The sequence below is a fragment of the Pseudomonas sp. ef1 genome (assembly GCF_007293365.2).
In the GTDB taxonomy this organism is placed as follows: domain Bacteria; phylum Pseudomonadota; class Gammaproteobacteria; order Pseudomonadales; family Pseudomonadaceae; genus Aquipseudomonas; species Aquipseudomonas siliginis.
The window spans coordinates 2,789,098-2,814,830 of the sequence record NZ_CM129815.1 but is presented as its reverse complement, the minus strand read 5'-3'; the positions used below and the strand labels follow the sequence as shown (position 1 = coordinate 2,814,830).

21 protein-coding genes are annotated in these 25,733 nt (G+C 58.8%); 7 read left to right on the top strand and 14 right to left on the bottom strand.

Going from position 1 to position 25,733, the window contains the following annotated elements; translation table 11 throughout:
* Positions 1 to 121: 121 nt before the first annotated feature.
* The 7 genes from lpdA to sdhC form a co-directional block, all read right to left on the bottom strand.
* Entirely contained in the window at positions 122 to 1,558 is a 1,437-nt protein-coding gene (gene lpdA / locus FEE99_RS12830) for a dihydrolipoyl dehydrogenase (RefSeq protein ID WP_016773678.1), read from the bottom strand.
* Positions 1,559 to 1,666: 108 nt separating this feature from the next.
* On the bottom strand, positions 1,667 to 2,893 hold the full coding sequence (odhB, locus tag FEE99_RS12825) for a 2-oxoglutarate dehydrogenase complex dihydrolipoyllysine-residue succinyltransferase (protein ID WP_041479559.1): 1,227 nt from the start codon (positions 2,891 to 2,893) through the stop codon (positions 1,667 to 1,669).
* Between the two features lie 44 nt (positions 2,894 to 2,937).
* Entirely contained in the window at positions 2,938 to 5,769 is a 2,832-nt protein-coding gene (locus FEE99_RS12820) for a 2-oxoglutarate dehydrogenase E1 component (RefSeq protein WP_041479560.1), read from the bottom strand.
* Positions 5,770 to 6,020: 251 nt separating this feature from the next.
* Entirely contained in the window at positions 6,021 to 6,725 is a 705-nt protein-coding gene (locus FEE99_RS12815; RefSeq protein ID WP_016773675.1) for a succinate dehydrogenase iron-sulfur subunit, read from the bottom strand.
* An 11-nt stretch (positions 6,726 to 6,736) separates the two neighbouring features.
* Positions 6,737 to 8,509 (bottom strand): succinate dehydrogenase flavoprotein subunit, encoded by a 1,773-nt coding sequence (gene sdhA, locus FEE99_RS12810; protein ID WP_024012149.1) that lies wholly within the window; start codon positions 8,507 to 8,509, stop codon positions 6,737 to 6,739.
* Positions 8,510 to 8,512: 3 nt separating this feature from the next.
* Positions 8,513 to 8,881, bottom strand: a complete 369-nt coding sequence (gene sdhD / locus FEE99_RS12805) for a succinate dehydrogenase, hydrophobic membrane anchor protein (RefSeq protein ID WP_008049683.1) — start codon at positions 8,879 to 8,881, stop codon at positions 8,513 to 8,515.
* The gene (sdhC, locus tag FEE99_RS12800; protein ID WP_016773673.1) at positions 8,875 to 9,249 is read right to left on the bottom strand and encodes a succinate dehydrogenase, cytochrome b556 subunit; all 375 of its coding nucleotides are present in this window, start codon (positions 9,247 to 9,249) and stop codon (positions 8,875 to 8,877) included. Before sdhC ends, sdhD begins: the two co-directional genes overlap by 7 nt.
* 363 nt (positions 9,250 to 9,612) lie before the next feature.
* On the opposite strand from sdhC, the gene gltA reads away from it, so the two are divergent.
* The gene (gltA, locus tag FEE99_RS12795) at positions 9,613 to 10,902 is read left to right on the top strand and encodes a citrate synthase (protein WP_003222994.1); all 1,290 of its coding nucleotides are present in this window, start codon (positions 9,613 to 9,615) and stop codon (positions 10,900 to 10,902) included.
* 1,005 nt (positions 10,903 to 11,907) lie between these two features.
* Here the strand turns inward: gltA and FEE99_RS12790 are convergent.
* The 3 genes from FEE99_RS12790 to FEE99_RS12780 form a co-directional block, all read right to left on the bottom strand.
* Positions 11,908 to 13,566 (bottom strand): cation acetate symporter, encoded by a 1,659-nt coding sequence (locus FEE99_RS12790; RefSeq protein WP_016771015.1) that lies wholly within the window; start codon positions 13,564 to 13,566, stop codon positions 11,908 to 11,910.
* On the bottom strand, positions 13,563 to 13,874 hold the full coding sequence (locus FEE99_RS12785; protein ID WP_016771016.1) for a DUF485 domain-containing protein: 312 nt from the start codon (positions 13,872 to 13,874) through the stop codon (positions 13,563 to 13,565). Before FEE99_RS12785 ends, FEE99_RS12790 begins: the two co-directional genes overlap by 4 nt.
* Before the next feature lie 240 nt (positions 13,875 to 14,114).
* A complete protein-coding gene (locus FEE99_RS12780) occupies positions 14,115 to 14,966 on the bottom strand; it encodes a glycine betaine ABC transporter substrate-binding protein (protein WP_041479599.1) in 852 nt (283 codons plus the stop codon).
* Between the two features lie 297 nt (positions 14,967 to 15,263).
* Here FEE99_RS12780 and FEE99_RS12775 point away from each other — a divergent pair, with 297 nt between their 5' ends.
* Positions 15,264 to 16,859, top strand: a complete 1,596-nt coding sequence (locus FEE99_RS12775; protein WP_041479600.1) for a glycoside hydrolase family 17 protein — start codon at positions 15,264 to 15,266, stop codon at positions 16,857 to 16,859.
* A 94-nt stretch (positions 16,860 to 16,953) separates the two neighbouring features.
* Here the strand turns inward: FEE99_RS12775 and FEE99_RS12770 are convergent, their stop codons facing one another.
* Positions 16,954 to 17,322, bottom strand: a complete 369-nt coding sequence (locus FEE99_RS12770) for a hypothetical protein (RefSeq protein WP_041479601.1) — start codon at positions 17,320 to 17,322, stop codon at positions 16,954 to 16,956.
* 224 nt (positions 17,323 to 17,546) lie between these two features.
* Here FEE99_RS12770 and FEE99_RS12765 point away from each other — a divergent pair, with 224 nt between their 5' ends.
* Positions 17,547 to 18,845, top strand: a complete 1,299-nt coding sequence (locus tag FEE99_RS12765) for a serine protein kinase PrkA (protein WP_024012145.1) — start codon at positions 17,547 to 17,549, stop codon at positions 18,843 to 18,845.
* The gene (locus FEE99_RS12760; RefSeq protein ID WP_041479602.1) at positions 18,838 to 19,626 is read left to right on the top strand and encodes an MlaA family lipoprotein; all 789 of its coding nucleotides are present in this window, start codon (positions 18,838 to 18,840) and stop codon (positions 19,624 to 19,626) included. Before FEE99_RS12765 ends, FEE99_RS12760 begins: the two co-directional genes overlap by 8 nt.
* A gap of 127 nt (positions 19,627 to 19,753) precedes the next feature.
* Here FEE99_RS12760 and FEE99_RS12755 read toward each other — a convergent pair whose 3' ends face one another.
* Positions 19,754 to 20,668, bottom strand: a complete 915-nt coding sequence (locus FEE99_RS12755) for a DUF808 domain-containing protein (protein ID WP_041479603.1) — start codon at positions 20,666 to 20,668, stop codon at positions 19,754 to 19,756.
* Positions 20,669 to 20,803: 135 nt separating this feature from the next.
* On the opposite strand from FEE99_RS12755, the gene FEE99_RS12750 reads away from it, so the two are divergent.
* Positions 20,804 to 21,412 (top strand): TetR/AcrR family transcriptional regulator, encoded by a 609-nt coding sequence (locus FEE99_RS12750; RefSeq protein WP_041479604.1) that lies wholly within the window; start codon positions 20,804 to 20,806, stop codon positions 21,410 to 21,412.
* A gap of 128 nt (positions 21,413 to 21,540) precedes the next feature.
* On the opposite strand, the gene FEE99_RS12745 is transcribed toward FEE99_RS12750, so the two are convergent.
* Together FEE99_RS12745 and FEE99_RS12740 are read right to left on the bottom strand one after the other, a co-directional pair.
* On the bottom strand, positions 21,541 to 21,999 hold the full coding sequence (locus FEE99_RS12745; protein WP_041479605.1) for an REP-associated tyrosine transposase: 459 nt from the start codon (positions 21,997 to 21,999) through the stop codon (positions 21,541 to 21,543).
* Between the two features lie 212 nt (positions 22,000 to 22,211).
* Positions 22,212 to 22,652, bottom strand: coding sequence for a GlcG/HbpS family heme-binding protein (locus tag FEE99_RS12740; protein ID WP_041479606.1), 441 nt, complete (start codon positions 22,650 to 22,652; stop codon positions 22,212 to 22,214).
* A gap of 268 nt (positions 22,653 to 22,920) precedes the next feature.
* On the opposite strand from FEE99_RS12740, the gene gcl reads away from it, so the two are divergent.
* Both gcl and hyi read left to right on the top strand, forming a co-directional pair.
* On the top strand, positions 22,921 to 24,696 hold the full coding sequence (gene gcl / locus FEE99_RS12735; RefSeq protein WP_041479607.1) for a glyoxylate carboligase: 1,776 nt from the start codon (positions 22,921 to 22,923) through the stop codon (positions 24,694 to 24,696).
* Positions 24,697 to 24,906: 210 nt separating this feature from the next.
* Positions 24,907 to 25,689, top strand: coding sequence for a hydroxypyruvate isomerase (gene hyi / locus FEE99_RS12730; protein ID WP_041479608.1), 783 nt, complete (start codon positions 24,907 to 24,909; stop codon positions 25,687 to 25,689).
* The last annotated feature ends 44 nt before the right edge of the window (positions 25,690 to 25,733 follow it).

Sequence of the window (25,733 nt, the reverse complement as noted above, 5' to 3'; positions counted from 1 at the left end):
CACCTGTGACTGCTGCTTGCGTAGCTGGGCTACGCAAGACTGCGTCCGGCGGACATTCCGCGGTGAGTCTTGCTCGCAAGGCTCACGACGGGCCGTTGCCGCCGTGGTTTCTTATTATGTCTTAACGCTTCTTGCGGTTGGCAATGTGAATGGCGCCGCCATTCACTGCCAGAGCAGCTTCGTGCAAGGCTTCGGACAGGGTCGGATGGGAGAAAACCATCATGCCCAGGTCTTCAGCGCTGGTGCCGAATTCCATACCGATCGCGCCCTGCTGAACCAGTTCTGCAGCGCTCGGGCCAATCACGTGCACGCCCAATACGCGGTCGGTCTTGGCATCGGCGATGACCTTGACGAAACCACCGGTATCGTTGGCAGCCATGGCACGGCCGGAAGCGGCGAACGGGAAGGTGCCGACGTTGACTTCAACGCCTTCGGCCTTCAGCGCCTGCTCGGTTTTGCCAACCCACGCGATTTCCGGGTGAGTATAAATAACCGAAGGGATCAAATCATAGTTCATCTGAGCCTTGTGGCCCTTGATGCGCTCGACAACCATGATGCCTTCTTCCGAAGCCTTGTGGGCCAGCATCATGCCGCGAACCACGTCACCGATGGCGAAGACGCCCGGTACAGCTGTGACGCAATGGTCATCGACCGCGATGAAACCGCGCTCGTCGATTTCCACGCCGCAGTCGGCAGACAGCAGATCAGTGGTCACCGGACGGCGACCAACGGCTACGATCAGCTTGTCGAAAGTGATGGTCTGCTCGCCGTTGGCATCGGTGTAGTTGACGACGACTTCTTCGCCGTTGACTTTCGAACCGGTAACGCGAGCGCCCAGCTTGATGTCCAGACCCTGTTTGGTCAGGGTTTTCAGCGCTTCCTTGGAAACAGCGGTGTCCGCTGCCATCAGGAAAGTGTCCAGTGCTTCGAGAACAGTCACTTCTGCCCCCAGACGCGACCATACCGAACCCAGTTCCAGACCGATCACGCCAGCGCCGATCACGCCCAGACGTTTAGGTACGGACTGGAACTCCAGAGCGCCAGTCGAATCGACGATGACTTTCTGGTCAACCGGAGCCGGTGGAATGTCGATCGGACGCGAACCTGGCGCGAGAATGACGTTTTCCGCTTCGATGACTTCAACCGAACCATCCGGCTTGGTGACTTCGACTTTCTTGCCGGCCAGCAGCTTGCCGTGGCCCTGGATCGAAGTAACGCCGTTGGCCTTGAACAGGGTGGCAACGCCGCCGGTCAGGTTCTTGACGATGCCAGCCTTGCGGCCAACCATCGCAGCGACGTCCATTTTGACTTCGCCGGTCGAGATACCGTGAACGTTGAAGCTCTCTTTGGCTTCCTTGTATTTCCACGAGCTGTCGAGCAGCGCCTTGGAAGGAATGCAACCCACGTTCAGGCAGGTACCGCCCAGGGCTTGCTTGCCCTCTGCGTCGGTGTACTTCTCGATGCAGGCAGTGGTCAGGCCCAACTGAGCAGCCTTGATGGCCGCTACATAGCCACCAGGGCCGGCACCGATCACTACTACGTCAAATTTCTGCGACATTCAAAAAATCCTCTTTAGCAATAAAGCTACAAGCCGCAAGCTTCAAGCTGCAAGCCCACCCGCTCGCCTTGAGCTTGAGGCTTGTAGCTGAAAGCTTGCAGCTGCTTTTTAGATATCCAGCAACAGACGAGCCGGATCTTCCAGCAGGTTCTTGATGGTCACCAGGAAGGTCACAGCTTCTTTGCCATCGATCAGGCGGTGATCGTAGGACAGAGCCAGGTACATCATCGGACGGATCACGACCTGACCGTTGATGGCCATCGGACGCTGGATGATGTTGTGCATGCCCAGAATCGCTGCCTGCGGCGGGTTGACGATCGGCGTCGACATCATCGAACCGAAGGTACCACCGTTGGTGATGGTGAAGGTACCACCGGTCATCTCGTCCATCGACAGTTTGCCGTCACGGGCTTTCTTGCCAAATGTTGCGATGCCGCCTTCGATTTCAGCCAGGCTCATCAGCTCGGCGTTACGCAGAACCGGTACCACCAGGCCACGGTCGCTGGAAACGGCAACGCCGATGTCTGCGTAGCCGTGATAAACGATGTCGCCGCCGTCGATCGACGCGTTGACAGCCGGGAAGCGTTTCAGCGCTTCGGTGGCCGCTTTCACGAAGAACGACATGAAGCCCAGGCGTACGCCGTTGTGGGACTTCTCGAACAGGTCCTTGTACTTCGAACGCAGCGCCATGACTTCGGTCATGTCGACTTCGTTGAACGTGGTCAGCATCGCCATGTTCGACTGGGCTTCAACCAGACGCTTGGCCACGGTGGCACGAACGCGAGTCATCGGTACGCGCTTCTCGATGCGGTCGCCGGCAGCGAACACAGGCGCAGCAGCCGAAGGAGCAGCAGCCTTGACAGGTGCGGCAGCCGGTGCGGCTTTCTTGGCAGCAACTGCTGCTACCACGTCTTCCTTGGTCACACGACCGCCCTTGCCGGTGCCGGCAACGGAAGCGATGTTGATGCCGTTTTCTTCAGCCAGCTTGCGCGCGGCAGGAGCTGCGATCGGGTCATCTTCGCCATCGGCAGCAGCTGGTGCGGCAGCGGCAGTAGCGGCCGGAGCAGCAGCGGCGGCAGGAGCGGCAGCAGCAGCGCCGCCCTCTTCGATCGAGCCCAGGACCTGGTTCGACAGAACGGTAGCGCCCTCTTCGGCAACGATTGCGCCCAGCACGCCGTCTGCTTCAGCCAACACTTCGAGCACGACTTTGTCGGTTTCGATGTCGACGATCAGGTCGTCACGCTTGACGGCCTCACCTGGTTTCTTGTGCCAGGTGGCAACGGTGCCATCGGCAACCGATTCCGGGAATGACGGGGCTTTGATTTCGATAGCCATTATCTGTGGGTCCTTAAAATTCGGTTTCAGTCAGCGCGAAGGCGTTAAACAGTGAAAGCATCTTGCAGCAGTTTTTCCTGCTGCTCGGCGTGCATCGATGCGTAACCACAAGCTGGCGCAGCCGAAGCCTCACGGCCCGCGTACTCAAGTACGAGAGTCTTGTCGAGGTTGGCGATGCTGCGACGCAAGTGATGCTGGCTGCAGTACCAGGCACCCTGGTTCATCGGCTCTTCCTGACACCAAACGGCGTGTTTGACGTTGGTGTATGGAGCCAGGACTTCTTTCAAGTCGTCCTCAGGGAACGGATACAGCTGCTCGATACGCACGATGGCGATATCTTCGCGGCCTTCGGCACGGCGTTTTTCCAGCAGGTCGTAGTAGACCTTGCCGCTGCACAGAACCACGCGCTCGACCTTTTTCGGGTCCAGTGCATCGATTTCCGGGATCACGGTCTGGAACGAACCTTCGGCCAGATCTTCCAGCGTCGAGATGGCCAGCTTGTGGCGCAGCAGCGACTTCGGCGTCAGCACGACCAGCGGCTTGCGCAGCGGACGAATCACCTGACGACGCAGCAAGTGGTAGATCTGCGCTGGCGTGGTCGGCATGCACACCTGAATGTTGTGCTCGGCGCACAGCTGCAGGTAACGCTCAAGACGAGCCGAGCTGTGCTCAGGGCCTTGGCCTTCGTAACCGTGTGGCAGCAGCATGGTCAGACCGCAGAGACGGCCCCACTTGTGCTCGCCGCTGGTGATGAACTGGTCGATCACGACCTGAGCACCGTTGGCGAAGTCGCCGAACTGGGCTTCCCAGATCACCAGCGCGTTTGGCGTGGTGGTCGAGTAACCGTATTCGAATGCCAATACCGCTTCTTCCGAGAGGAACGAGTCGTACAGGTCGAAACGTGGCTGACCGTCGTACAGGTTCTGCAGCGGAATGTAGGTACCCGCGTCTTTCTGGTTGTGCAACACAGCGTGACGGTGCGAGAACGTACCGCGGCCGATGTCCTGACCAGTCATGCGAATCGGGTGACCTTCGAACGCCAGGGTCGCGTACGCCATGGTTTCGGCGTAACCCCAGTTGATCGGCAGGCCGCCGGCTTGCATCTTCTGACGGTCTTCGTAGATCTTCGCGACCTGGCGCTGAACGACGAAGCCTTCCGGAATTTCCAGCAGCTTGGCGGACAGCTCTTGCAGGGTCTTGAGATCGAAACGCGTGTCGTGACGCGCAGTCCAGGCGTGGCCCAGGTACGGACGCCAGTCGACGAACAGCTCTTTGTTCGGCTCTTTGACCAGCGATTTCACTACGTGCAGACCGTTGTCCAGCGCGTTGCGGTATTCGTCGACCTTGGCCTGAACGCGTTCAGCGTCAAGCACACCGGCCTGAGTCAGGCGATCAGCGTACAGCTCACGGGTGGTGCGCTGCTTGGTGATCTGCTGATACATCAGTGGCTGGGTGCCGCTTGGTTCGTCGGCCTCGTTGTGGCCGCGACGACGGTAGCAGACCAGATCGATCACCACGTCACGCTTGAACTGCATGCGGTAGTCGATGGCCAGCTGGGTCACGAACAGCACGGCTTCCGGATCATCGCCATTCACATGGAGGATCGGCGCCTGGATCATCTTGGCAACGTCGGTGGCGTACTCGGTGGAGCGCGAGTCCAGCGGGTTGCTGATGGTGAAACCGACCTGGTTGTTGATCACGATGTGCACGGTACCGCCGGTCTTGAAACCGCGGGTCTGCGACATCTGGAAGGTTTCCATGACCACGCCCTGACCGGCGAATGCCGCGTCACCGTGGATGGAGATCGGCAGAACTTTCTCACCGGTCAGGTCGTTGCGACGGTCCTGACGGGCGCGCACCGAACCTTCGACCACCGGGGAAACGATTTCCAGGTGGGACGGGTTGAACGCCATGGCCAGGTGAACTTCACCGCCGGTTGTCATCACGTTGGACGAGAAGCCCTGGTGGTATTTCACGTCACCGGAACCGAGCTCGACCTTCTTCTTGCCTTCGAACTCGTCGAACAGCTCGCGCGGGTTCTTGCCGAAGGTATTGACCAGAACGTTCAGACGGCCACGGTGGGCCATGCCGATGACGACTTCCTTGGTGCCGTACGAGCCGGAACGCTGGATCAGTTCGTCGAGCATCGGAATCAGGCTTTCGCCGCCTTCCAGACCGAAACGCTTGGTGCCCGGGTATTTGGTGCCGAGGTATTTTTCCAGGCCTTCACCGGCAGTCACGCGCTCAAGCAGGTGGCTCTTGATGTCGGCGGAGTACGTCGGACGACCACGCACGCTTTCCAGACGCTGCTGGAACCACTGGCGCTGCTCGGAATCGGTGATGTGCGTGAATTCAGCGCCGATGGTGCGGCAATATGTCTGCTGCAACGCTTCGTGAATTTCGCGTAGGCTCGCTTCCTCTTTGCCGATGAACAGGTCGCCGGCACGGAAGGTCGTATCAAGATCGGCATTGGTCAAGCCGTAATGATTGATCGACAGGTCTGCAGGTGCAGGACGCTGCCACAGCCCCAGCGGGTCAAGCTGGGCTGCCTGGTGGCCACGCATACGGTAGGCCTGGATCAATCGCAGCACTTCAACTTGCTTCTTCTCGTGCTCACTGCTCACGCTGCCGGCGGAAACCGGTTGGGCGCGGCGCTGGTTCTTTGCCAGCAGCACGAAATGATCGCGAATCGTCGAGTGCGAAACATCAGTGGCAGAGTTGCCGTCGGCTGGCAACTTCTGAAAGTAGGTGCGCCACTCTTCTGGCACAGCGTTAGGGTCGTGCAGGTAGAGCTCATAAAGCTCTTCCACATAGGCAGCGTTTCCACCTGAAAGGTAGGCGCTGTTCCACATGCGCTGCATCACGCTTTCTTGCATGCTTGGTCACCCTCGGTTAGGGGAACACCATCGGTGTCGACACCGAGCAAACTTGCAGAAGTCCGAATGCAGCGACTAAAACAAGCCACCTAGGATCACACTGATAGTCCGGGTACCAGCCCGGATGCCCCTGCTTGTCTCATTTCTTCAAAAGAAGAGCTGCAGCTTATGGCTACTGCTCTGGTTATAGCCATGACGCGGGTTGAAGCCCGCGCCACAGCCTCTACGGTGCAACGGTTACAGCAGCTGAATCACACGCCGCTCGAAAGCAGCATGTTACGGATGTGACCGATGGCCTTAGTCGGGTTCAGGCCTTTCGGACATACGTTGACGCAGTTCATGATGCCCCGGCAGCGGAAAACGCTGAACGGGTCGTCAAGTGAAGCCAGACGCTCGCTGGTCTTGGTGTCTCGGCTGTCTGCCAGGAAGCGGTAGGCTTGCAGCAGCGCAGCAGGACCCAGGAACTTGTCCGGGTTCCACCAGAAGGACGGGCAAGAGGTCGAGCAGCAGGCGCACAGGATGCACTCGTACAGACCGTCGAGCTTTTCGCGCTCTTCTGGCGACTGCAGACGCTCGATGGCCGGAGCCGGCGTGTCGTTCTGCAGGTAAGGCTTCACCTTCTCGTATTGCTTGTAGAAGATGCTCATATCGACGACCAGGTCACGGATAACCGGCAAACCTGGCAGCGGACGAACGATCAGCTTGTTGCCTTTTACAACGGCAGACAGCGGCGTGATGCAGGCCAGACCGTTCTTGCCGTTGATGTTCATGCCGTCGGAGCCGCAGACGCCTTCACGGCAGGAGCGACGATAGGAGAAACCTTCGTCCTGCTCTTTGATCAGGGCCAGCACGTCCAGCACCATCAGGTCTTTACCACCGGTATCGACCTGGAAATCCTGCATGAACGGCGCGGCGTCCTGATCAGGGTTGTAGCGATAAACACTGACTTGCAACATGGCGGTCACCCTTAATAAGTCCGGACTTTAGGTTCGAAAGTCGGAACAGTCTTCGGCGAGAAGTTCACGGCACGCTTGGTGACGCGCTTGTCACCCGGGAAGTACAGGGTGTGGCACAGCCAGTTTTCGTCATCACGGTCTTCGAAGTCTTCACGGGCGTGAGCGCCGCGGGACTCTTTACGTACTTCGGCCGCGATGGCGGTAGCTTCAGCCACTTCCAGCAGGTTCTGCAGTTCCAGCGCTTCGATACGTGCAGTGTTGAACGCTTGCGACTTGTCGTTGATCTTCACGTTGGCGATACGCTTGCGCAGATCGGCCAGCTGAGCGATGCCCTTCTGCATGTATTCGCCGGTACGGAATACACCGAAGTAGTTCTGCATGCAGCTTTGCAGCTCGCGACGCAGGGTGGCAACGTCTTCACCGTCGGTACGGTTGTTCAGCGCGTTCAGACGCGACAGTGCAGCTTCGATGTCGGACTCGGTAGCGTCGTCGTATTCGATGCCATCGGTCAACGCCTTTTCCAGGTGCAGGCCGGCAGCGCGACCGAAGACCACCAGGTCGAGCAGCGAGTTGCCGCCCAGACGGTTCGCACCGTGTACCGATACGCAAGCCACTTCGCCTACCGCAAACAGGCCAGGAATGATCTGGTCCTGACCTTCGGCGTTCTGGGTGATCGCCTGGCCATGAATGTTGGTGGCAACGCCGCCCATCATGTAGTGGCAGGTCGGCACAACCGGAACCGGAGCCACTACCGGGTCAACGTGGGCGAAAGTCTTCGACAGTTCGCAGATGCCTGGCAGACGGCTGTGCAGCACTTCCTCGCCCAGGTGGTCGAGCTTGAGCATTACGTGGTCGCCATTCGGACCGCAACCGTTGCCGGCGATGATTTCCTTAACCATCGAACGGGCAACCACGTCACGACCTGCAAGGTCTTTCGCGTTCGGAGCATAACGCTCCATGAAACGCTCGCCGTGCTTGTTGATCAGGTAACCACCTTCACCACGGCAACCTTCGGTAACCAGTACACCGGCGCCGGCGATGCCGGTCGGGTGGAACTGCCACATTTCGATGTCCTGTACCGGCACGCCAGCACGCAGAGCCATGCCGACGCCGTCACCGGTGTTGATCAGGGCGTTGGTGGTGGACGCGTAGATACGGCCTGCACCGCCAGTGGCCAGAACCGTGGCCTTGGCACGAATGTAGGAGGTTTCGCCGGTTTCGATGCAGATCGCGATCACACCAACGAATTCGCCTTCCTGGTTTTTCACCAGATCAACAGCGTAGTACTCGTTGAGGAACGTAGTGCCGGCTTTCAGGTTGCCCTGATAAAGGGTGTGCAGCAGCGCGTGACCGGTACGGTCGGATGCAGCGCAGGTACGTGCAGCCTGACCGCCCTTGCCGTAATCCTTGGACTGGCCACCGAATGGACGCTGGTAGATGCGGCCTTGCTCGGTACGCGAGAACGGCAGACCCATGTGGTCCAGCTCGAAAACAGCGGCCGGGCCTTCCTGACACATGTATTCGATAGCGTCCTGGTCACCGATGTAGTCGGAACCCTTGACGGTATCGTACATGTGCCAGCGCCAGTCATCGTTCGGGTCGGCGGAAGCGATGGCGCACGTGATGCCGCCCTGTGCGGACACAGTGTGCGAACGGGTCGGGAAAACCTTGGTGATCACCGCAGTCTTGTGGCCGCCCTGTGCCAGCTGCAGCGCAGCGCGCATGCCGGCACCGCCACCACCAATAATGATGGCGTCGAAAGAAATCGTTGGAATGTTAGCCATGAATCAGATACCCCAGAGAATCTGCACACCCCAGACGAAGTAAGCGAACATCGCAACGCCGCATACTGCCTGGAAAAGGAAACGTATCGCCGTTGCGGACTTGCCGAACGCCATTGGCGTCAGGTAGTCAGTCGCGATGGTCCACATGCCGACCCAGGCGTGAGCGCCCAGAGCAACAAGGGCCAGCAGGCTGAAAATACGCATTCCGTTGTGAGCGAACAGTTCATGCCACTGGGCATACTCGAGGCCAGGGTTGGCGACGATGTATCCGATCAGAAAGATGAAGTAAGCCGCGAGAACGACCGCAGACACACGCTGTGCCATCCAGTCATAGAGGCCCGAACGCGACAGGTTAGTGACGTTAGTTACCATATCCAGACTCCTGCCAGAACGATTACCACCACGGAAACGGCGATAACGATTTTCGAGCCCAGTTTGCCGCCTTCCAGCGTCTCACCGATGCCCATGTCCATGATCAAGTGGCGCACACCGGCTACCAGGTGATACAGCAGAGCGGACAGGATGCCCCAAATCACTAGCTTGGCTAGCGGACTGGTCAGACACGCTTTCACCTGACCGAAGCCTTCCTCGGAGCTCAGCGACTTGTCCAATGCGTAAAGCATGATGGCAAGGCACACGAAGAGGATGACACCGGAGATACGGTGAAGAATGGACGTGTAAGCAGTGACTGGGAGTTTGATGGTCCTTAGGTCTAGGTTTACAGGTCGTTGGCTTTTCACGGCTTTTTTTTCACACTGAAGAGCCCCTAACAATCAGGGCAAAGTTGTTGGGGAGTGCACTGGTCAGGTAACCACCACCCAGGGATGCGACCCCCAATGAAAGCAAGCCCAAAAGCCCTTGGCGGTCGGTGGCCGAGTATAGACAGTTAGGCTACTAATGACAACGCGTTCACCTACCCCCAATAGCGGATTGCACAAGTTGCATAAAAGGCGTAAATGGCAGGCAATTTCGAGGAAAAAGTCGGCTTAAAGCCTTCTGGAGCAAGACTTTAGGCAAATTGACATTCGAATTTATCTCACTATAGTGGTGCGGGCCCTGCGTGGGGGGTCTGTCTGATGGTTCAAGCATAAATAGGAGGCCACATGGCTGACAAAAAAGCGCAGTTGATCATCGAGGGCGCAGCCCCCGTCGAGCTGCCCATTTTAACCGGCACCGTTGGTCCCGATGTAATCGATGTTCGGGGCCTGACGGCCACGGGCCGCTTCACTTTCGACCCGGGTTTCATGTCGACCGCTTCGTGCGAATCGAAAATTACCTATATCGACGGCGACAACGGCATTTTGTTGCACCGCGGCTACCCGATCGAACAGCTGGCTGAAAAGTCGGACTACCTGGAAACCTGCTACCTGCTGCTCAACGGCGAATTGCCGACCGCAGAACAGAAGGCCCAGTTCGTCAGCACCGTGAAGAACCACACCATGGTTCACGAGCAGCTGAAAACCTTCTTCAACGGTTTCCGTCGCGACGCCCACCCGATGGCCGTCATGTGCGGTGTAGTCGGCGCCCTCTCGGCCTTCTACCACGACTCCCTGGACATCAATAACCCGCAGCATCGCGAAATTTCCGCGATCCGTCTGGTTGCGAAGATGCCGACCCTGGCAGCGATGGTTTACAAGTACTCCATGGGCCAACCCATGATGTACCCGCGCAACGATCTGACTTACGCGGAAAACTTCCTGCACATGATGTTCAACACCCCGTGCGAGATCAAACCGATCAGCCCGGTACTCGCCAAGGCCATGGACCGGATCTTCATCCTCCACGCCGACCACGAGCAGAACGCTTCGACCTCCACCGTGCGTCTGGCCGGCTCTTCGGGTGCCAACCCGTTCGCCTGCATCGCCGCCGGTATCGCCGCACTGTGGGGTCCTGCCCACGGCGGTGCGAACGAAGCCGTGCTGACCATGCTCGACGAGATTGGCGATGTGTCGAACATCGACAAGTTCATCGCCAAGGCCAAGGACAAGAACGATCCGTTCAAGTTGATGGGCTTCGGTCACCGCGTCTACAAGAACCGCGACCCTCGCGCGACTGTCATGAAGCAGACCTGCGACGAAGTGCTGAAGGAACTGGGCATCAACAACGATCCGCAACTCGAACTGGCCATGCGCCTGGAAGAGATCGCGTTGACCGACCCGTACTTCATCGAGCGCTCGCTGTACCCGAACGTCGACTTCTACTCGGGGATCATCCTCAAGGCGATCGGCATTCCGACCAGCATGTTCACGGTGATTTTCGCCCTGGCGCGTACTGTGGGCTGGATTTCGCACTGGAAAGAAATGCTTTCGAGCCCGTACAAGATTGGCCGTCCGCGCCAGCTGTACACCGGTTACGAGTCGCGTGACATTACCAAGCTGGAAGATCGCAAATAAGGGTTTTTCTTTTTTGTGATGGTTTAGTGGTGTGTCAGGAACGGCCTCTTATATAGAGGCCGTTTTTGTTTGGTTTGCCCTCCAGAATTCTGAGCATATCCGTTGCTGCGGTAACGGCTTCTTATGGTTTCGCTCTTACAGCGAGTCACCTTTTCCAAACGCCGAAAAGGTAACCCAAAAGGCTTTGCCCCGGCGTACGGCCCGCTCGCTAAAGCTCGGGGTTCCTTCGTTACGGGACCGATCCGGGCGCAGCGGCTCCGGTTGGCTTCGCTGCACCTACACTCGCTGTGTACGACTGCGTCGTACGGTCGCTGCGCTCCCACACCCGGATCGATCCCGTAACGAAGCCTGCCGAAGGGGCAAAAGATCAAAAGCCGGATCAAAAGCCACAGCAAAAGCAAAAGCCAGATCAAGAGCCAGAGCCGAAGCAAGAGCAAAAGCCAGATCAAAAGATCGCAGCCTTCGGCAGCTCCTACAGTTGGGTCGCGTACCACTCAAGAACAGGTCGGCTGTCAGGCCGCCTTCGCGAGCAGGCTCGCTCCCACAAAAAGGCAAAGCAGCGCAGCTGCCCGCGGCGAAGCCGCCCCACTCAACAATGAGCGTTAGCTCGAGTGCTTTTGATCTTGCTTTTGATCCACCGGCGACGTCGGAAGGCTGAGTGGAGGGATTGATCCGGGGGTGGGAGCGCAGCGACCGTTCGACGAAGTCGAACACAGCGAGTGTAGGTGCAGCGAAGCAAACCGGAGCCGCTGCGCCCGGATCGATCCCGCAGCGAAGGAACCCGAGCCTGCGAGGGCCGAACGCAGGAGCTAGCGTTTTTTGCTTACTTTTTTTGGCGCTTGTAAAAAAGTAAGTCGCCGTAAGGGCGAAACCGCCAGCCGCAGCACTGCAAAAAACGGATATACACCCAAAACCAACCGATAACCGCCCACAAAAAAAAACGCCCCAATCTCTCAATCAGGGCGTTTTCTTGAAGCTTGCAGCTTGCAGCTTGCAGCTGATCTCTTAGTGCGAAACCGCCCCACTCGCCCCCAACCCGGTCTGCGAACGCACAAACTGCGGGAAGAACAGCGCCCGCTCGTTATCCGCAGCCGCCGACTTGTCGGTAATCGAGAAGAACCAGATCCCGATGAACGCAATCATCATCGAGAACAGCGCCGGATATTCGTAAGGGAAGATCGCCTTCTCGTGATGCAGAATCTGCACCCAGATGGTCGGGCCGAGGATCATCAGACCAACAGCACTGACCAGACCCAGCCAGCCACCAATCATCGCGCCACGAGTGGTCAGCTTCTTCCAGTACATCGAAAGCAGCAGCACAGGGAAGTTGCAGCTCGCCGCGATGGAGAACGCCAGGCCGACCATGAACGCAATGTTCTGGCTCTCGAACAGAATGCCCAGACCAATCGCCAGCACCGCCAGGGCGATGGTGGTGATCTTCGACACGCGAATCTCATCTTTCTCGTTGGCCTTGCCCTTCTTGATCACACTGGCGTACAGGTCGTGAGAAACCGCCGAAGCACCCGCCAGCGTCAGACCGGCTACCACAGCCAGAATGGTTGCGAACGCCACTGCCGAGATGAAACCAAGGAAGATACTGCCGCCCACCGCGTTGGCCAGGTGCACCGCCGCCATGTTGTTGCCGCCGAGCAATGCGCCCGCTGCATCTTTGAAGGCCGGGTTGGTGCTGACCAGCAGGATCGCGCCGAAGCCGATGATGAAGGTCAGGATGTAGAAGTAGCCAATGAAACCGGTAGCGTACAGCACGCTCTTGCGCGCTTCTTTTGCGTCACTCACGGTGAAGAAGCGCATCAGAATATGCGGCAGGCCAGCGGTGCCGAACATCAGCGCCAGACCCAGCGAGAATGCCGAGATCGGATCCTTCACCAGACCGCCGGGGCTCATGATCGCTTCGCCCTTGGCGTGAACCTTGATCGCTTCGGAGAACAGTGTGTTGAAGTCGAAGCCCACATGCTTCATCACCATCAGCGCCATGAACGAGGCACCGGACAGCAGCAACACTGCCTTGATGATCTGCACCCAAGTGGTCGCAAGCATGCCGCCGAACAGCACGTACATGCACATCAGCACGCCGACCAGAATCACCGCTACGTGGTAATCGAGGCCGAACAGCAGCTGGATCAGCTTGCCGGCACCGACCATTTGCGCGATCAGGTAGAACGCCACCACCACCAGCGAGCCGCAGGCGGACAGGGTGCGGATCTGGGTTTGCCCGAGGCGGTACGACGCCACGTCGGCAAAGGTGTATTTACCCAGGTTGCGCAGGCGTTCGGCGATCAGGAACAGGATGATCGGCCAGCCCACCAGGAAGCCGATCGAGTAGATCAGGCCGTCATAACCGGAGGTGAACACCAGCGCGGAAATCCCCAGGAAAGACGCCGCCGACATGTAGTCGCCGGCAATCGCCAGGCCGTTCTGGAAACCGGTGATCTTGCCGCCCGCCGCATAGTAGTCGGCGGCCGAGTTGTTTTTCTTTGAAGCCCAGTAGGTGATGTATAAAGTCGCGCCGACGAAGGCCACGAACATCAGGATCGCCGGGATGTTCAGCGGCTGTTTGGCCACCTCCCCCGTCAATGCGTCAGCCGCCCAGACACTCGGCGCGAAAGCCGCAACACTCAATAAAGCCAGTAGACGCCGGATCATTGCTGAGCCTCCTTGAGAATCGCATTGTTCAGGTCGTCGAACTCGCCATTGGCGCGGCGCACGTAGATGCCGGTCAGGACGAAGGCTGAAATGATCAGGCCGACACCGATCGGGATGCCCCAGGTGATCGAGGATTCAGGACTGAGTTTCGCCCCGAGCACGTGCGGCCCGTATGCGATCAGCAGGATGAATGCGGAGTAGAGCCCAAGCATGATTGCCGAGAGAATCCAGGCGAATCGTTCCCGTTTCTGAACCAGCTCCTTGAATCGGGGACTGTTCTGAATCGAGAGGTAAATGCTGTCGTTCATTGTTTTTATCCTCGCAGCACAAATTATTGTTGGAACGTAGCTAATGTATGCGGCTGCGGGAGAGGTTCCAGACGACCTTAGTAGTAGATGGCCATGATGTTTTTGCCATTTTCCGGTACACAGAAAAAAACTGTGGGAGCGAGCCTGCTCGCGAAGGCGTCGTATCAGTCGATATTGCATCAACTGACAGATTGCATTCGCGAGCAGGCTCGCTCCCACAGGGGTGTGGCGGGATTTAAATCATTTGGTCCAGTCAGCTACACGATCCGGGTGTTTGGCCACCCAGTCCTTGGCCGCTGCATCAGGCTTGGCACCGTCCTGAATCGCCAGCATGACCTCGCCGATTTCGTCTTTCGACGCCCACTGGAAGTTTTTCAGGAATTTGGCCACTTCCGGCGCCTTGGCGTCCAGGCCTTTGCTGCCGATGCTGTTCACGGTTTCAGCCTGGCCATACACGCCTTTCGGGTCGTCGAGGAAGCGCAGTTTCCACTTGGCGAACATCCAGTGCGGCACCCAACCGGTGACGGCGATGGATTCGTTCTTCTTCTCGGCGCGGGTCAGCTCGGCAATCATGCCGGCGCCGGAACTGGCCTTGAGGCTGTATTTGTCCAGGCCGTAATCCTTGATCGCCTGATCGGTCTTGAGCATTACGCCTGAACCGGCGTCGATGCCGACAATGCGGTTTTTGAAGGTATCGTCGGTTTTCAGGTCTTCGATCGATTTGGCTTTGACGTACTCCGGCACGATCAGGCCGATCTTCGCGTCCTTGAAGTTCGGGCCGTAATCGACGACCTGATCCTTGTTTTTCGTCCAATAGTCACCGTGGGTCACGGGTAGCCAGGCCGAGAGCATCGCATCGAGTTTGCCGGTGGCCACGCCCTGCCACATGATCCCGGTGGCGACGGCTTGCAGCTTCACGTCATAACCGAGCTTCTGTTTGATCACTTCGGCCGCCACGTGGGTGGTCGCGACGCTGTCGGACCAGCCGTCAACGTAACCGATGTTCAGGGTCTGTTTTTCAGCGTTGGCGAAAGTGGAACTCATCGCAAGCGCCAAAGCGGCACCTGCGCCTAAAAGTCGTCGCATCTTCATCGTTTACTTCCCCGAAATGCTGCGCCCGACGGATGCCGGGCATCGTCAACGTATTGTTATGGTGCACAGCGCCCCCATCACGCCGGACCTCACACACCGAACATCAGCCGATTTTTCAAAAAGGGTACTGATGGTTTGATCATCAACCTCAAGCGGCCGGCGACCTGCTCTGTCAGCGACCTCAAGGCAGCGAGAAACGACATCAGAAAGCCATTAATCAAGCGAGATTAATTGACGCCAGACAATCCGCCCGAACTTTGCATGTACAACGCCAGCAAGCCACCAGCCCTTCTATAAATGCAGGTAACATGCGTCGCTTTGCAGCCACTCGGCCTGACCATGTCCGCAACGTACCGATTTCCTTTTCTGCCTTATCTGTTCACCTGCCTGCTCGGGCTCCTGGCCCTTGGCGGTTTCTGGTATGGCCTCGGCCAACCGGTGATCCTGCCGGACGCCGCGACGCCGACGCACAAGTTACAATGCGCCTCCTACACACCGTTCGACAAAGACCAATCGCCGTTCGACATACCGTTCAAATTGCGTCCCGAGCGCATGGACGCCGACCTCGCGCTGCTGGCGACGCGCTTTGAATGCATCCGCACCTACTCCATGACCGGCCTCGACGCCCTGCCCGATCTGGCGCGCAAGCACGGTCTGAAGTTGATGATCGGCGCCTGGGTCAATAGCAACCCCGTCGATACCGAGCAGGAAGTCGACCTGCTGATCAAATCGGCCAATGCAAACCCCGACGTGGTCACCGCCGTAATCGTCGGCAACGAAGCGCTGCTGCGCAAAGAGGTCACTGGCGCGCAACTGGCCCGGCTGATCAACAAGGTAAAAAGCCAGGTCAAGCAACCGGTGACTTACGCCGATGTTTGGGAATTCTGGCTCAAGCACCCGGAAGTCGCCCCGGCTGTGGATTTTCTGACCATCCACTTGCTGCCGTACTGGGAAGACGATCCGTCGAATATCGACGTGGCGCTGCGGCATGTGGCGGATGTGCGTCAGGTGTTCGGCAACAAGTTCGCGCCCAAGGACGTGATGATCGGCGAAACCGGTTGGCCCAGCGAAGGCCGCCAGCGCGAAACCGCCGTGCCGAGCCGGGTCAACGAGGCGAAATTCATTCGTGGATTCGTGGCGATGGCCGAGCAGGAAGGCTGGCGTTACAACCTGATCGAAGCCTTTGATCAACCGTGGAAGCGCGGCAGTGAAGGCGCGGTCGGCGGCTACTGGGGGCTGTTCGATGCGGATCGGCAGGACAAAGGCGTGCTCGCCGGACCGGTGAGCAACGTGCCGTACTGGAAAGAATGGCTGGCAGTCGGTGCTTTGATTTTCCTCGGCACGCTGATCCTTGGTGGACGCGTGCGCACCACTCGTTCGGCGTTGCTGCTACCGCTGCTGGGCGCTGTCGCTGCTTGCTCGATTGGCGCTTGGGGCGATCTGGCTCGATTGACCACACGGTTTGCCGGTGAATGGCTGTGGGTCGGCTTGCTGACCGGGTTGAATCTGTTGGTGCTCGCGCATGCCGCGCTGACGTTGAGCGCACGCAGCGGTTGGCGCGCGCGAGCATTCGATTTGCTCGAGCGTCGCGCCGGCTGGCTGGTCGCGGTGGCCGGTTTTGCCGCGGCGGTGATGATGCTGGAAATGGTCTTCGACCCGCGCTATCGCAGTTTCGCCAGCATGGCGTTCGTCCTCCCGGCGCTGGTCTACCTGTGCCGCCCGGTAAGCGTGCCGCGTCGGGAGGTTGCTCTGCTGACCTTTATCGTCGGCGCGGGGATTGCACCGCAGTTGTATCAGGAAGGGATGCTGAATCAGCAGGCGTGGGGCTGGGCGCTGGTCAGTGGATTGATGGTGGTGGCGTTGTGGCGCTGTCTGCGGGTTCGCAGAGGCTGAGCAAGAGCAAGATCAAAAGATCGCAGCCTTCGGCAGCTCCTACAGGTGTACGGCATGCAACTGTAGGAGCTGCCGAAGGCTGCGATCTCTTCTGTCACGCGCTGCGTGAGGATCTGACCAGGCGCAACCCGGCAATCACCACCGCAAATACCGCTAATGTGGTGTTGTACAACGCCAGCGCAGGCAGGCCGAACACCAGCGCCAGCACCGCCAGCCACCACCCTGTCCGTCCCGGCAATACAAACGCCAATACCGCCGCGCCCACCGCCGCCCAGCCCAGCACCTTGAAATGAATCATCAGCCCCAGGTTCGACCGCACCACGCATTCCCAACGGCCGGCCTCGTCGACACAGATGCCAACCCACTGCCCGTCTTCCATGAAGCCATAGCGCGCGGCATAACTGCCGGCCAGCCACAGCGGCAACAAAACGAGCAGCACAATAACGGGCAAGCGGCGGGACATGGAGCACTCCAATCTGCGGAAATCGGCGGCCAGCTTAATCTGCCGACCGGCATTCGCAAGCACTAACAACTGTTAACTGTTCAGCGAGCCCTTGCAACGTGTATCGTCCAGCTACTATTACCCCGAATTCCGCCTGTTTGGTGCCGCAGCATGGCACTTTGGCGCACGGCCGGTGGTCATAGCCTGCGAACTTCAATCGGCACCTTCCTCTAAGGGATCTAGTCATGCTCCGTTCCTTGCGCTTCGCCGCGCTGTTCAGCGGCCTTATCTTGAGTGCGTCCGCGCTGGCGGTGGATATCGACGCCGCCAGCTATGGCTACCCGCTGACCAACCCGTTCGAGGCGACGATCGCCACGACACCGCCGGATCTGCGTCCGGAGTTGCCGCTGGACGACGACATCAATCAAACGGACCGCAGCCTCACCCTGCGCCCGGAGCGTGAATTCCAACTGCCGGACAATTTCTGGGCAGTGAAGAAACTCACTTACCGCATCGCCACGCAAGACAAACCGGCGCCGCTTATCTTCCTGATTGCCGGCACCGGCGCGCGCTTTGACAGCACGCTCAACGAATACCTGAAAAAGCTTTACTACAAGGCCGGTTACCACGTCGTGCAACTGTCGTCGCCGACCAGCTTCGACTTCATCAGCGCCGCCTCGCGTTTCGCCACGCCGGGCGTGACCAAGGAAGATGCCGAAGACATGTACCGGGTGATGCAGGCCGTGCGGGCGCAGAACCCGAAACTGCCGGTCACCGAGTACTACCTGACCGGCTACAGCCTCGGCGCCCTCGATGCCGCGTTCGTCGCACATCTGGACGAAACGCGCCGTAGCTTCAACTTCAAGAAAGTCCTGCTGCTGAACCCGCCGGTCAACCTATACACCTCGGTGACCAACCTCGACAAGCTGGTACAAACCGAGGTCAAGGGCATCAACAACAGCACCACGTTCTACGAACTGGTACTGACCAAGCTGACCCGCTACTTCCAGCAGAAAGGCTACATCGATCTCAACGATGCGCTGCTGTATGACTTTCAACAATCCAAGCAACATTTGACCAACGAACAGATGGCCATGCTCATCGGCACGTCTTTCCGCTTTTCGGCAGCCGACATTGCCTACACCTCGGACCTGGTCAACCGTCGCGGTCTGATTACCCCGCCGAAATTCCCGATCACCGAAGGCACCAGCCTCACGCCGTTCCTCAAGCGTGCGCTGCAATGCGATTTCGACTGCTACATCACCGAACAGGTCATTCCGATGTGGCGCGCGCGCACCGACGGCGGCAGCCTGCTGCAACTGATCGACCAGGTCAGCCTGTATGCGCTCAAGGATTACCTGCACGACAGCCCGAAAATCGCCGTCATGCACAACGCCGACGACGTCATCCTCGGCCCTGGCGACCTGGGCTTCCTGCGGAAAACCTTCGGTGATCGCCTGACCGTTTATCCACTGGGCGGCCACTGCGGCAACCTTAACTATCGCGTCAACAGCGACGCCATGCTGGAGTTCTTCCGTGGCTAAATATCTCCTGCTGATTGCAGCGTTCCTCTGTGCAGGCGTGGCCCAGGCCGACAACAGTAAAGCCGATGCACCGGTGGTGGTCGACAGCGACGGCTTCAAGCAGCCGCTGACCAAACTCAAGTTCAACCCGGGCCTGGATCAGCGCGAATTCGAACGCTCCACGCTCAATGCGCTGAACGTCTATGACCCGCTGGAATCGTGGAACCGCCGGGTCTATCACTTCAACTACCGCTTCGACCAGTGGGTGTTCTTGCCAGTGGTCGATGGCTATCGCTACATCACCCCAAGCTTCGTGCGTACCGGGGTGAGCAACTTCTTCAACAACATTGGCGACGTGCCGAACCTGGTCAACAGCCTGCTGCAGTTCAAGGGCCAGCGCTCGATGGAAACCACTGCGCGCCTGCTGCTCAACACCACGATCGGCATCGCCGGCCTGTGGGACCCGGCGACCGCCATGGGCCTGCCGCGCCAGAACGAGGACTTCGGGCAGACTCTGGGCTTCTACGGCGTACCGGGCGGCGCCTACTTCGTACTGCCGATCTTCGGTCCGTCGAACATCCGCGACACCGCAGGTCTGGCCGTGGATTACACCGCCGACACTGCGATCAACTTCCTCAATGTCGCGGAAGTCAGCTCGAATCATCCGGAAGTCTGGGCTTTGCGTGCGATCGACAAGCGCTACCAGACCAGCTTCCGCTACGGCCAGATGAACTCGCCGTTCGAGTACGAGAAAGTGCGGTACGTGTACACCGAAGCGCGCAAGTTGCAGATCGCCGAGTAAATCGGCTGCCGCAAAACACTGTGGGAGCGAGCCTGCTCGCGAACGCGGAGTATCAGTCTTTATCAATATTGACTGGACTACCGCATTCGCGAGCAGGCTCGCTCCCACATTTGTTATGTGTTGCTGATTAACCCTTCAGCGCTTTCCAGAGCTTGCCTACGACCGAAACCACCGCCAACACCGCTGCGCCAGCAATAATCCCCGCAACACCATTAAGCAGCATCGGCACGGCGAACCCGGCGCTCCCTGCCGCTGCGCCGACGCCTTCAATCCAGTGATGCAGCACCGGCACGCCATGGGTGAGGATGCCGCCGCCGACCAGGAACATCGCCGCCGTGCCGACCACCGACAGGGTTTTCATCATGTACGGCGCGGCGCTGAGAATGCCGCCGCCGATCTTTTTCGCCATCTGCCCGGGCTTCTGTGTCAGCCACAGCCCCAGATCGTCGAGCTTGACGATGCCCGCCACCAAACCGTAAACGCCCACGGTCATGACAATGGCGATGCCGGACATGACCACCACTTGCTGCGTCAGCGAGGCATCTGCCACGGTGCCGAGGGTGATCGCAATGATTTCTGCCGAGAGAATGAAGTCAGTGCGGATCGCGCCTTTGATCTTGTCCTTCTCGAACGCCACCAGATCGGTCGCCGGATCGGCCACTGCTTCGGTCAACTGTGCGTGTTCTGCCTCGTCTTCCTCTTTGCTGTGCAGAAACTTGTGCGCGAGTTTTTCAAAACCCTCGAAACACAGGTACGCGCCGCCGACCATCAACAGCGGCGTCACCAGCCAAGGCACAAAGGCGCTGATTGCCAGCGCCGACGGCACGAGGATCAGTTTGTTGACGAACGAGCCCTTGGCCACCGCCCAGACCACGGGAATTTCCCGCTCGGCGCGCACGCCCGAAACCTGCTGGGCATTGAGCGCCAGATCATCACCGAGCACCCCGGCGGTCTTCTTCGCGGCCATCTTGGTCATCAACGCAACGTCATCCAGAACGGTGGCGATGTCATCGATCAGCACCAGCAAACTGCTTCCTGCCATGAATCCTGTTTCCTTCTGTGTATGAATGTTGCCAAGCATAACGCGACCGCCGGCCACAGGCTGCATTGTTGAGCGCCGCTCAAGGCCGGTGCTACCATGCGCCACCGCCAGAACAGGCAAGGAACCACCGGGTTTATGAGCACAATCCGCGAGCGTAACAAAGAACTGATCCTGCGCGCCGCCAGCGAAGAGTTTGCCGACAAGGGCTTCGCGGCGACCAAAACCAGCGACATCGCCGCCAAGGCGGGATTGCCCAAGCCCAACGTCTATTACTACTTCAAATCCAAGGAAAACCTCTATCGCGAGGTGCTGGAAAGCATCATCGAGCCGATTCTGCAGGCCTCGACCCCGTTCAACCCGGACGGCGTGCCGAGCGAGGTGCTGAGCGGCTACATCCGTTCGAAGATCCGCATCTCCCGCGACCTGCCCTACGCCTCCAAGGTGTTCGCCAGCGAAATCATGCACGGCGCCCCACACCTGAGCGCCGACCTGGTCGAGCAGCTCAACGCCCAGGCCAAACACAACATCGCCTGCATCCAGAGCTGGATCGACCGCGGCCAGATCGCCCCGATCGACCCCAACCACCTGATGTTCAGCATCTGGGCCGCGACCCAGACCTACGCCGACTTCGACTGGCAGATTTCCGCGGTGACCGGGAAAGACAAGCTTGATGAAGCCGATTATGAAGCGGCGGCGCAGACGATTATCCGGTTGGTGTTGAAGGGGTGTGAGCCGGATCGGTGAGATCGGGGGAACCGCTTCGCGAGCAGGCTCGCTCCCACAGGGGTTGTGGTGTCCAGACATTTTGTGTCCAATCCAAATCCACTGTGGGAGCGAGCCTGCTCGCGAATGGCCGCACCGCAGATCTCAACTCATAACCAGATCGAATCCCACAACGGATAGTCGCCAAGGCTTTTGACCAGCCCTGCCCGCAATGGGTTGGCAATGACATACCGAGCCATCTTCACCAGATTCTCCTCTTTACGCAGTGCCCGGTCATGGAAGCCAGGTTGCCAAAGGCTGGACTTTCTACCGGTCGAAAGCTTTACCGCTTTGGTGCTGAGGGATTTAGTTCGCTGCATCAATTCGCCGAGCGAGCCACTCTTCAATTCAATCAGCCAGTGAAAATGATCTGGCATTACGACCCAAGCCAGAGAATTGGCCAATCCCGTTTCCTCAGCTGCCCGAAATTGGTTTACAAGCAATCTGCCGAGGAAGAAATCGCTGAATACAGGTTCTCTCCCGGCGGTATTGGCGGTCAGAAGGTAAATGCGGTTGTGTTCTGAATAGCGTCCGATGCGCAAGCGATGTGAAGCAGATAAACCCGGCATTCCGTTGCCTTCTCATATGTTGATCATGAGAAGGCTAGCCGTGGAGATGGCGAAGAGAGCGTCAGACTTTTAGCAAGATGTGTAGCGCAGATCGTATTCGCGAGCAGGCTCGCTCCCACAGTGGGCTTCAGGTGTTCAGACATTTTGTGTCCAACCCTGATCCAATGGGGGAGCGAGCCTGCTGGCGAAAGCGGTTATTCAGACACTGACATTCAACCAACCACCCCGCCATCCGCCCTCAAATCCAGCGCTTCCACCGCTCTGATCGCCACCTGCTCATCCACATCCGACAAATCCCCACTGATCCCGATCGCGCCCAGCACTTCACCCGCCTGATTTCGAATCAACACCCCACCCGGTGCCGGCACTACGCTGCCCTGCCCCATGCTGTTCAACGAAGAAAAAAACGCCGGGCGCTGTTGGGCGTCCTGGGCGAGCAGGCGGGAGCCTTTACCCAGGGCGATGGCGCCCCAGGCTTTGCCGATGGCGATGTCGGGGCGCAGCAGGCTGGCGCCGTCTTCGCGTTGCAGGGCGATCAGGTGGCCGCCGTTATCGAGTACCGCAATGGTCAGCGGTGCGGCGTTGATGCCGCGTCCTGCGTTGATGGCTTCGCTGACCAGGTTGACTGCGACTTTCAAGGTTAAAGCGCTCATGGTGCCGTCCTCATTTTGTTATAGGGAAAGTCGTGGGACTGCGCGTTTGTGCCGCAGTCCGATGCCACAAATAGAACACAATGAGTTATTTTTTTGTATACAATAATTCTCGAAAAGCGCCACATGCGACGAAAAGCCACAGCACAGCGGGCTTCCGACGAATGAAACAGGCGCTTGAGAAAATGGATTGACCTGCGCCGTCCGCCGTGAATACACTCTGCGCAAAGCCACTTGTATACAATTACAAAACGTAAAGAGGCACAAAACCATGAGCAAAATGAGAGCAATCGAAGCCGCCGTTCTGGTGATGCGCCGTGAAGGGGTTGATACCGCTTTTGGCATCCCGGGCGCTGCCATCAACCCGCTGTACTCCGCCTTGCAGAAAGTCGGTGGCATCGATCACGTCCTTGCTCGCCACGTTGAAGGCGCCTCGCACATGGCCGAGGGCTACACCCGCACCAAGGCCGGCAATATCGGCGTGTGCATCGGCACGTCCGGCCCGGCCGGCACCGATATGGTCACCGGGCTCTACAGCGCCTCGGCTGACTCGATTCCAATCCTCTGCATTACCGGTCAGGCACCCCGCGCCCGTATGCACAAGGAAGATTTCCAGGCTGTCGACATCACCAGCATCGTCAAGCCAGTCACCAAGTGGGCAACCACCGTTCTCGAACCGGGCCAGGTGCCTTACGCGTTCCAGAAAGCTTTCTATGAAATGCGCTCCGGCCGTCCAGGCCCTGTACTGATCGACCTGCCGTTCGACGTGCAGATGGCCGAAATCGAATTCGACATCGACGCTTACCAACCGCTGCCATTGGCCAAACCGACCGCAACCCGCGTTCAGGTTGAAAAAGCTTTGGCTTTGCTGGATCAGGCTGAGCGTCCATTGCTGGTCGCCGGTGGTGGCATCATCAATGCCGACGCCAGCGATCTGCTGGTCGAGTTCGCCGAGCTGACCGGCATCCCGGTTATTCCAACCCTGATGGGCTGGGGCACCATCCCTGACGATCACCCGCTGATGGTCGGCATGGTCGGTCTGCAGACGTCGCACCGTTACGGCAACGCCACCATGCTCAAATCCGACGTGGTGCTGGGCATTGGTAACCGTTGGGCCAACCGTCACACCGGTTCGGTTGACGTGTACACCGAAGGCCGCAAGTTCATTCACGTCGACATCGAGGGCACGCAGATCGGACGCGTGTTCACCCCGGATCTGGGCATCGTTTCCGACGCCGCTGCCGCGCTGACCGTGTTCATCGAAGTCGCCCGTGAATGGCAAGCCGCCGGCAAGCTGAAGAACCGCAGCGCCTGGCTGCAGGATTGCCAGCAGCGCAAGGCCAGCCTGCATCGCAAGACCCACTTCGACAACGTGCCGGTCAAGCCGCAGCGCGTTTATGAAGAAATGAACCAGGTGTTCGGCAAGGACACCTGCTACGTCAGCACCATTGGTCTGTCGCAGATTGCCGGCGCGCAGTTCCTGCACGTCTACAAACCGCGTCACTGGATCAACTGTGGTCAGGCCGGCCCGTTGGGCTGGACCATTCCGGCGGCGCTGGGCGTGGTGAAGGCCGATCCGAGCCGGAAAGTCGTGGCCCTGTCGGGGGACTATGATTTCCAGTTCATGATCGAAGAACTGGCGGTCGGCGCTCAGTTCAAACTGCCGTACATCCACGTCGTGGTGAACAACTCGTACCTGGGCCTGATCCGTCAGGCCCAGCGCGGGTTCGAAATGGACTACTGCGTGCAGCTGTCCTTCGATAACCTGAATGCGCCGGAACTCAACGGTTACGGGGTTGACCACATCGCAGTCGCCGAAGGCCTCGGCTGCAAGGCACTGCGTGTGTTCGAACCGTCGGAAATCGCCCCTGCCCTGCGCAAGGCCGAACAGATGATCGAAGAGTTCAAGGTGCCGGTGATCGTCGAGATCATTCTGGAGCGTGTGACCAACATCTCCATGGGTACCGAGATCAACGCGGTCAACGAGTTCGAAGACCTGGCACTGGTCGGCAACGATGCGCCAACGGCGATTTCGTTGCTTGACTAACTGCTGACCGCTCTCCCTGCGGGAGCGAGCCTGTGTGGTGAGGGGATTTATCCCCGTTAGGGCGCGAAGCGGCCTCAAAACCTGAAACCGCGGCGTATCAGGTACACCGCATACAATGGTTTACGACTGCTTCGCAGCCGAACGGGGATAAATCCCCTCGCCACAGCTCGCTCCCCCAGGGGATCCTCACAAGATTTACGGGAGACCACCATGCCGCGTTTCGCAGCCAACCTGTCCATGCTGTTCACCGAACAGGATTTCCTTGCCCGTTTCGACGCCGCCGCCAAGGCCGGTTTCAGTGGCGTGGAATACCTGTTCCCGTACGACTTCAGCTCGGCTGAAATCAAGGCAAAACTCGAGGCCAACGGGCTGACCCAAGTGCTGTTCAACCTGCCGGCCGGTGACTGGGCCAAGGGCGAGCGTGGCATCGCCTGCCTGCCGGATCGGGTCGAAGAGTTCCGCGCCGGGGTCGATCTGGCGATCGCCTACGCACAAGTGCTGGGCAACACCCAGATCAACTGCCTGGCCGGTATCCGCCCGCAAGGCGTTGACGATGCCACGGTGGAAAAGACCTTTGTCGCCAACCTCAAATACGCCGCCGACAAGCTGCAAGCGGTGGGCATCAAACTGGTGATGGAAGCGATCAACACCCGCGACATTCCCGGTTTCTACCTGAACAACACGGCGCAGGCCCTGTCGATTCGCGAGCAGGTCGGCAGCGCCAATCTGTTCCTGCAATACGACATCTATCACATGCAAATCATGGAAGGCGATCTGGCCCGCACCCTGCAATCGCATCTGGGCGAGATCAACCATGTGCAGCTCGCGGACAACCCGGGGCGCAACGAGCCGGGCACCGGTGAGATCAACTACCGCTTCCTGTTCGAACACCTTGATCGCATCGGTTATCAGGGTTGGGTGGGTTGCGAGTACAAACCGCTGACCACCACCGAAGCGGGCCTGGGTTGGTTGAAATCACACAACGCAATCTGACGAACACATGACCCTGTAGGAGCTGCCGAAGGCTGCGATCTTTT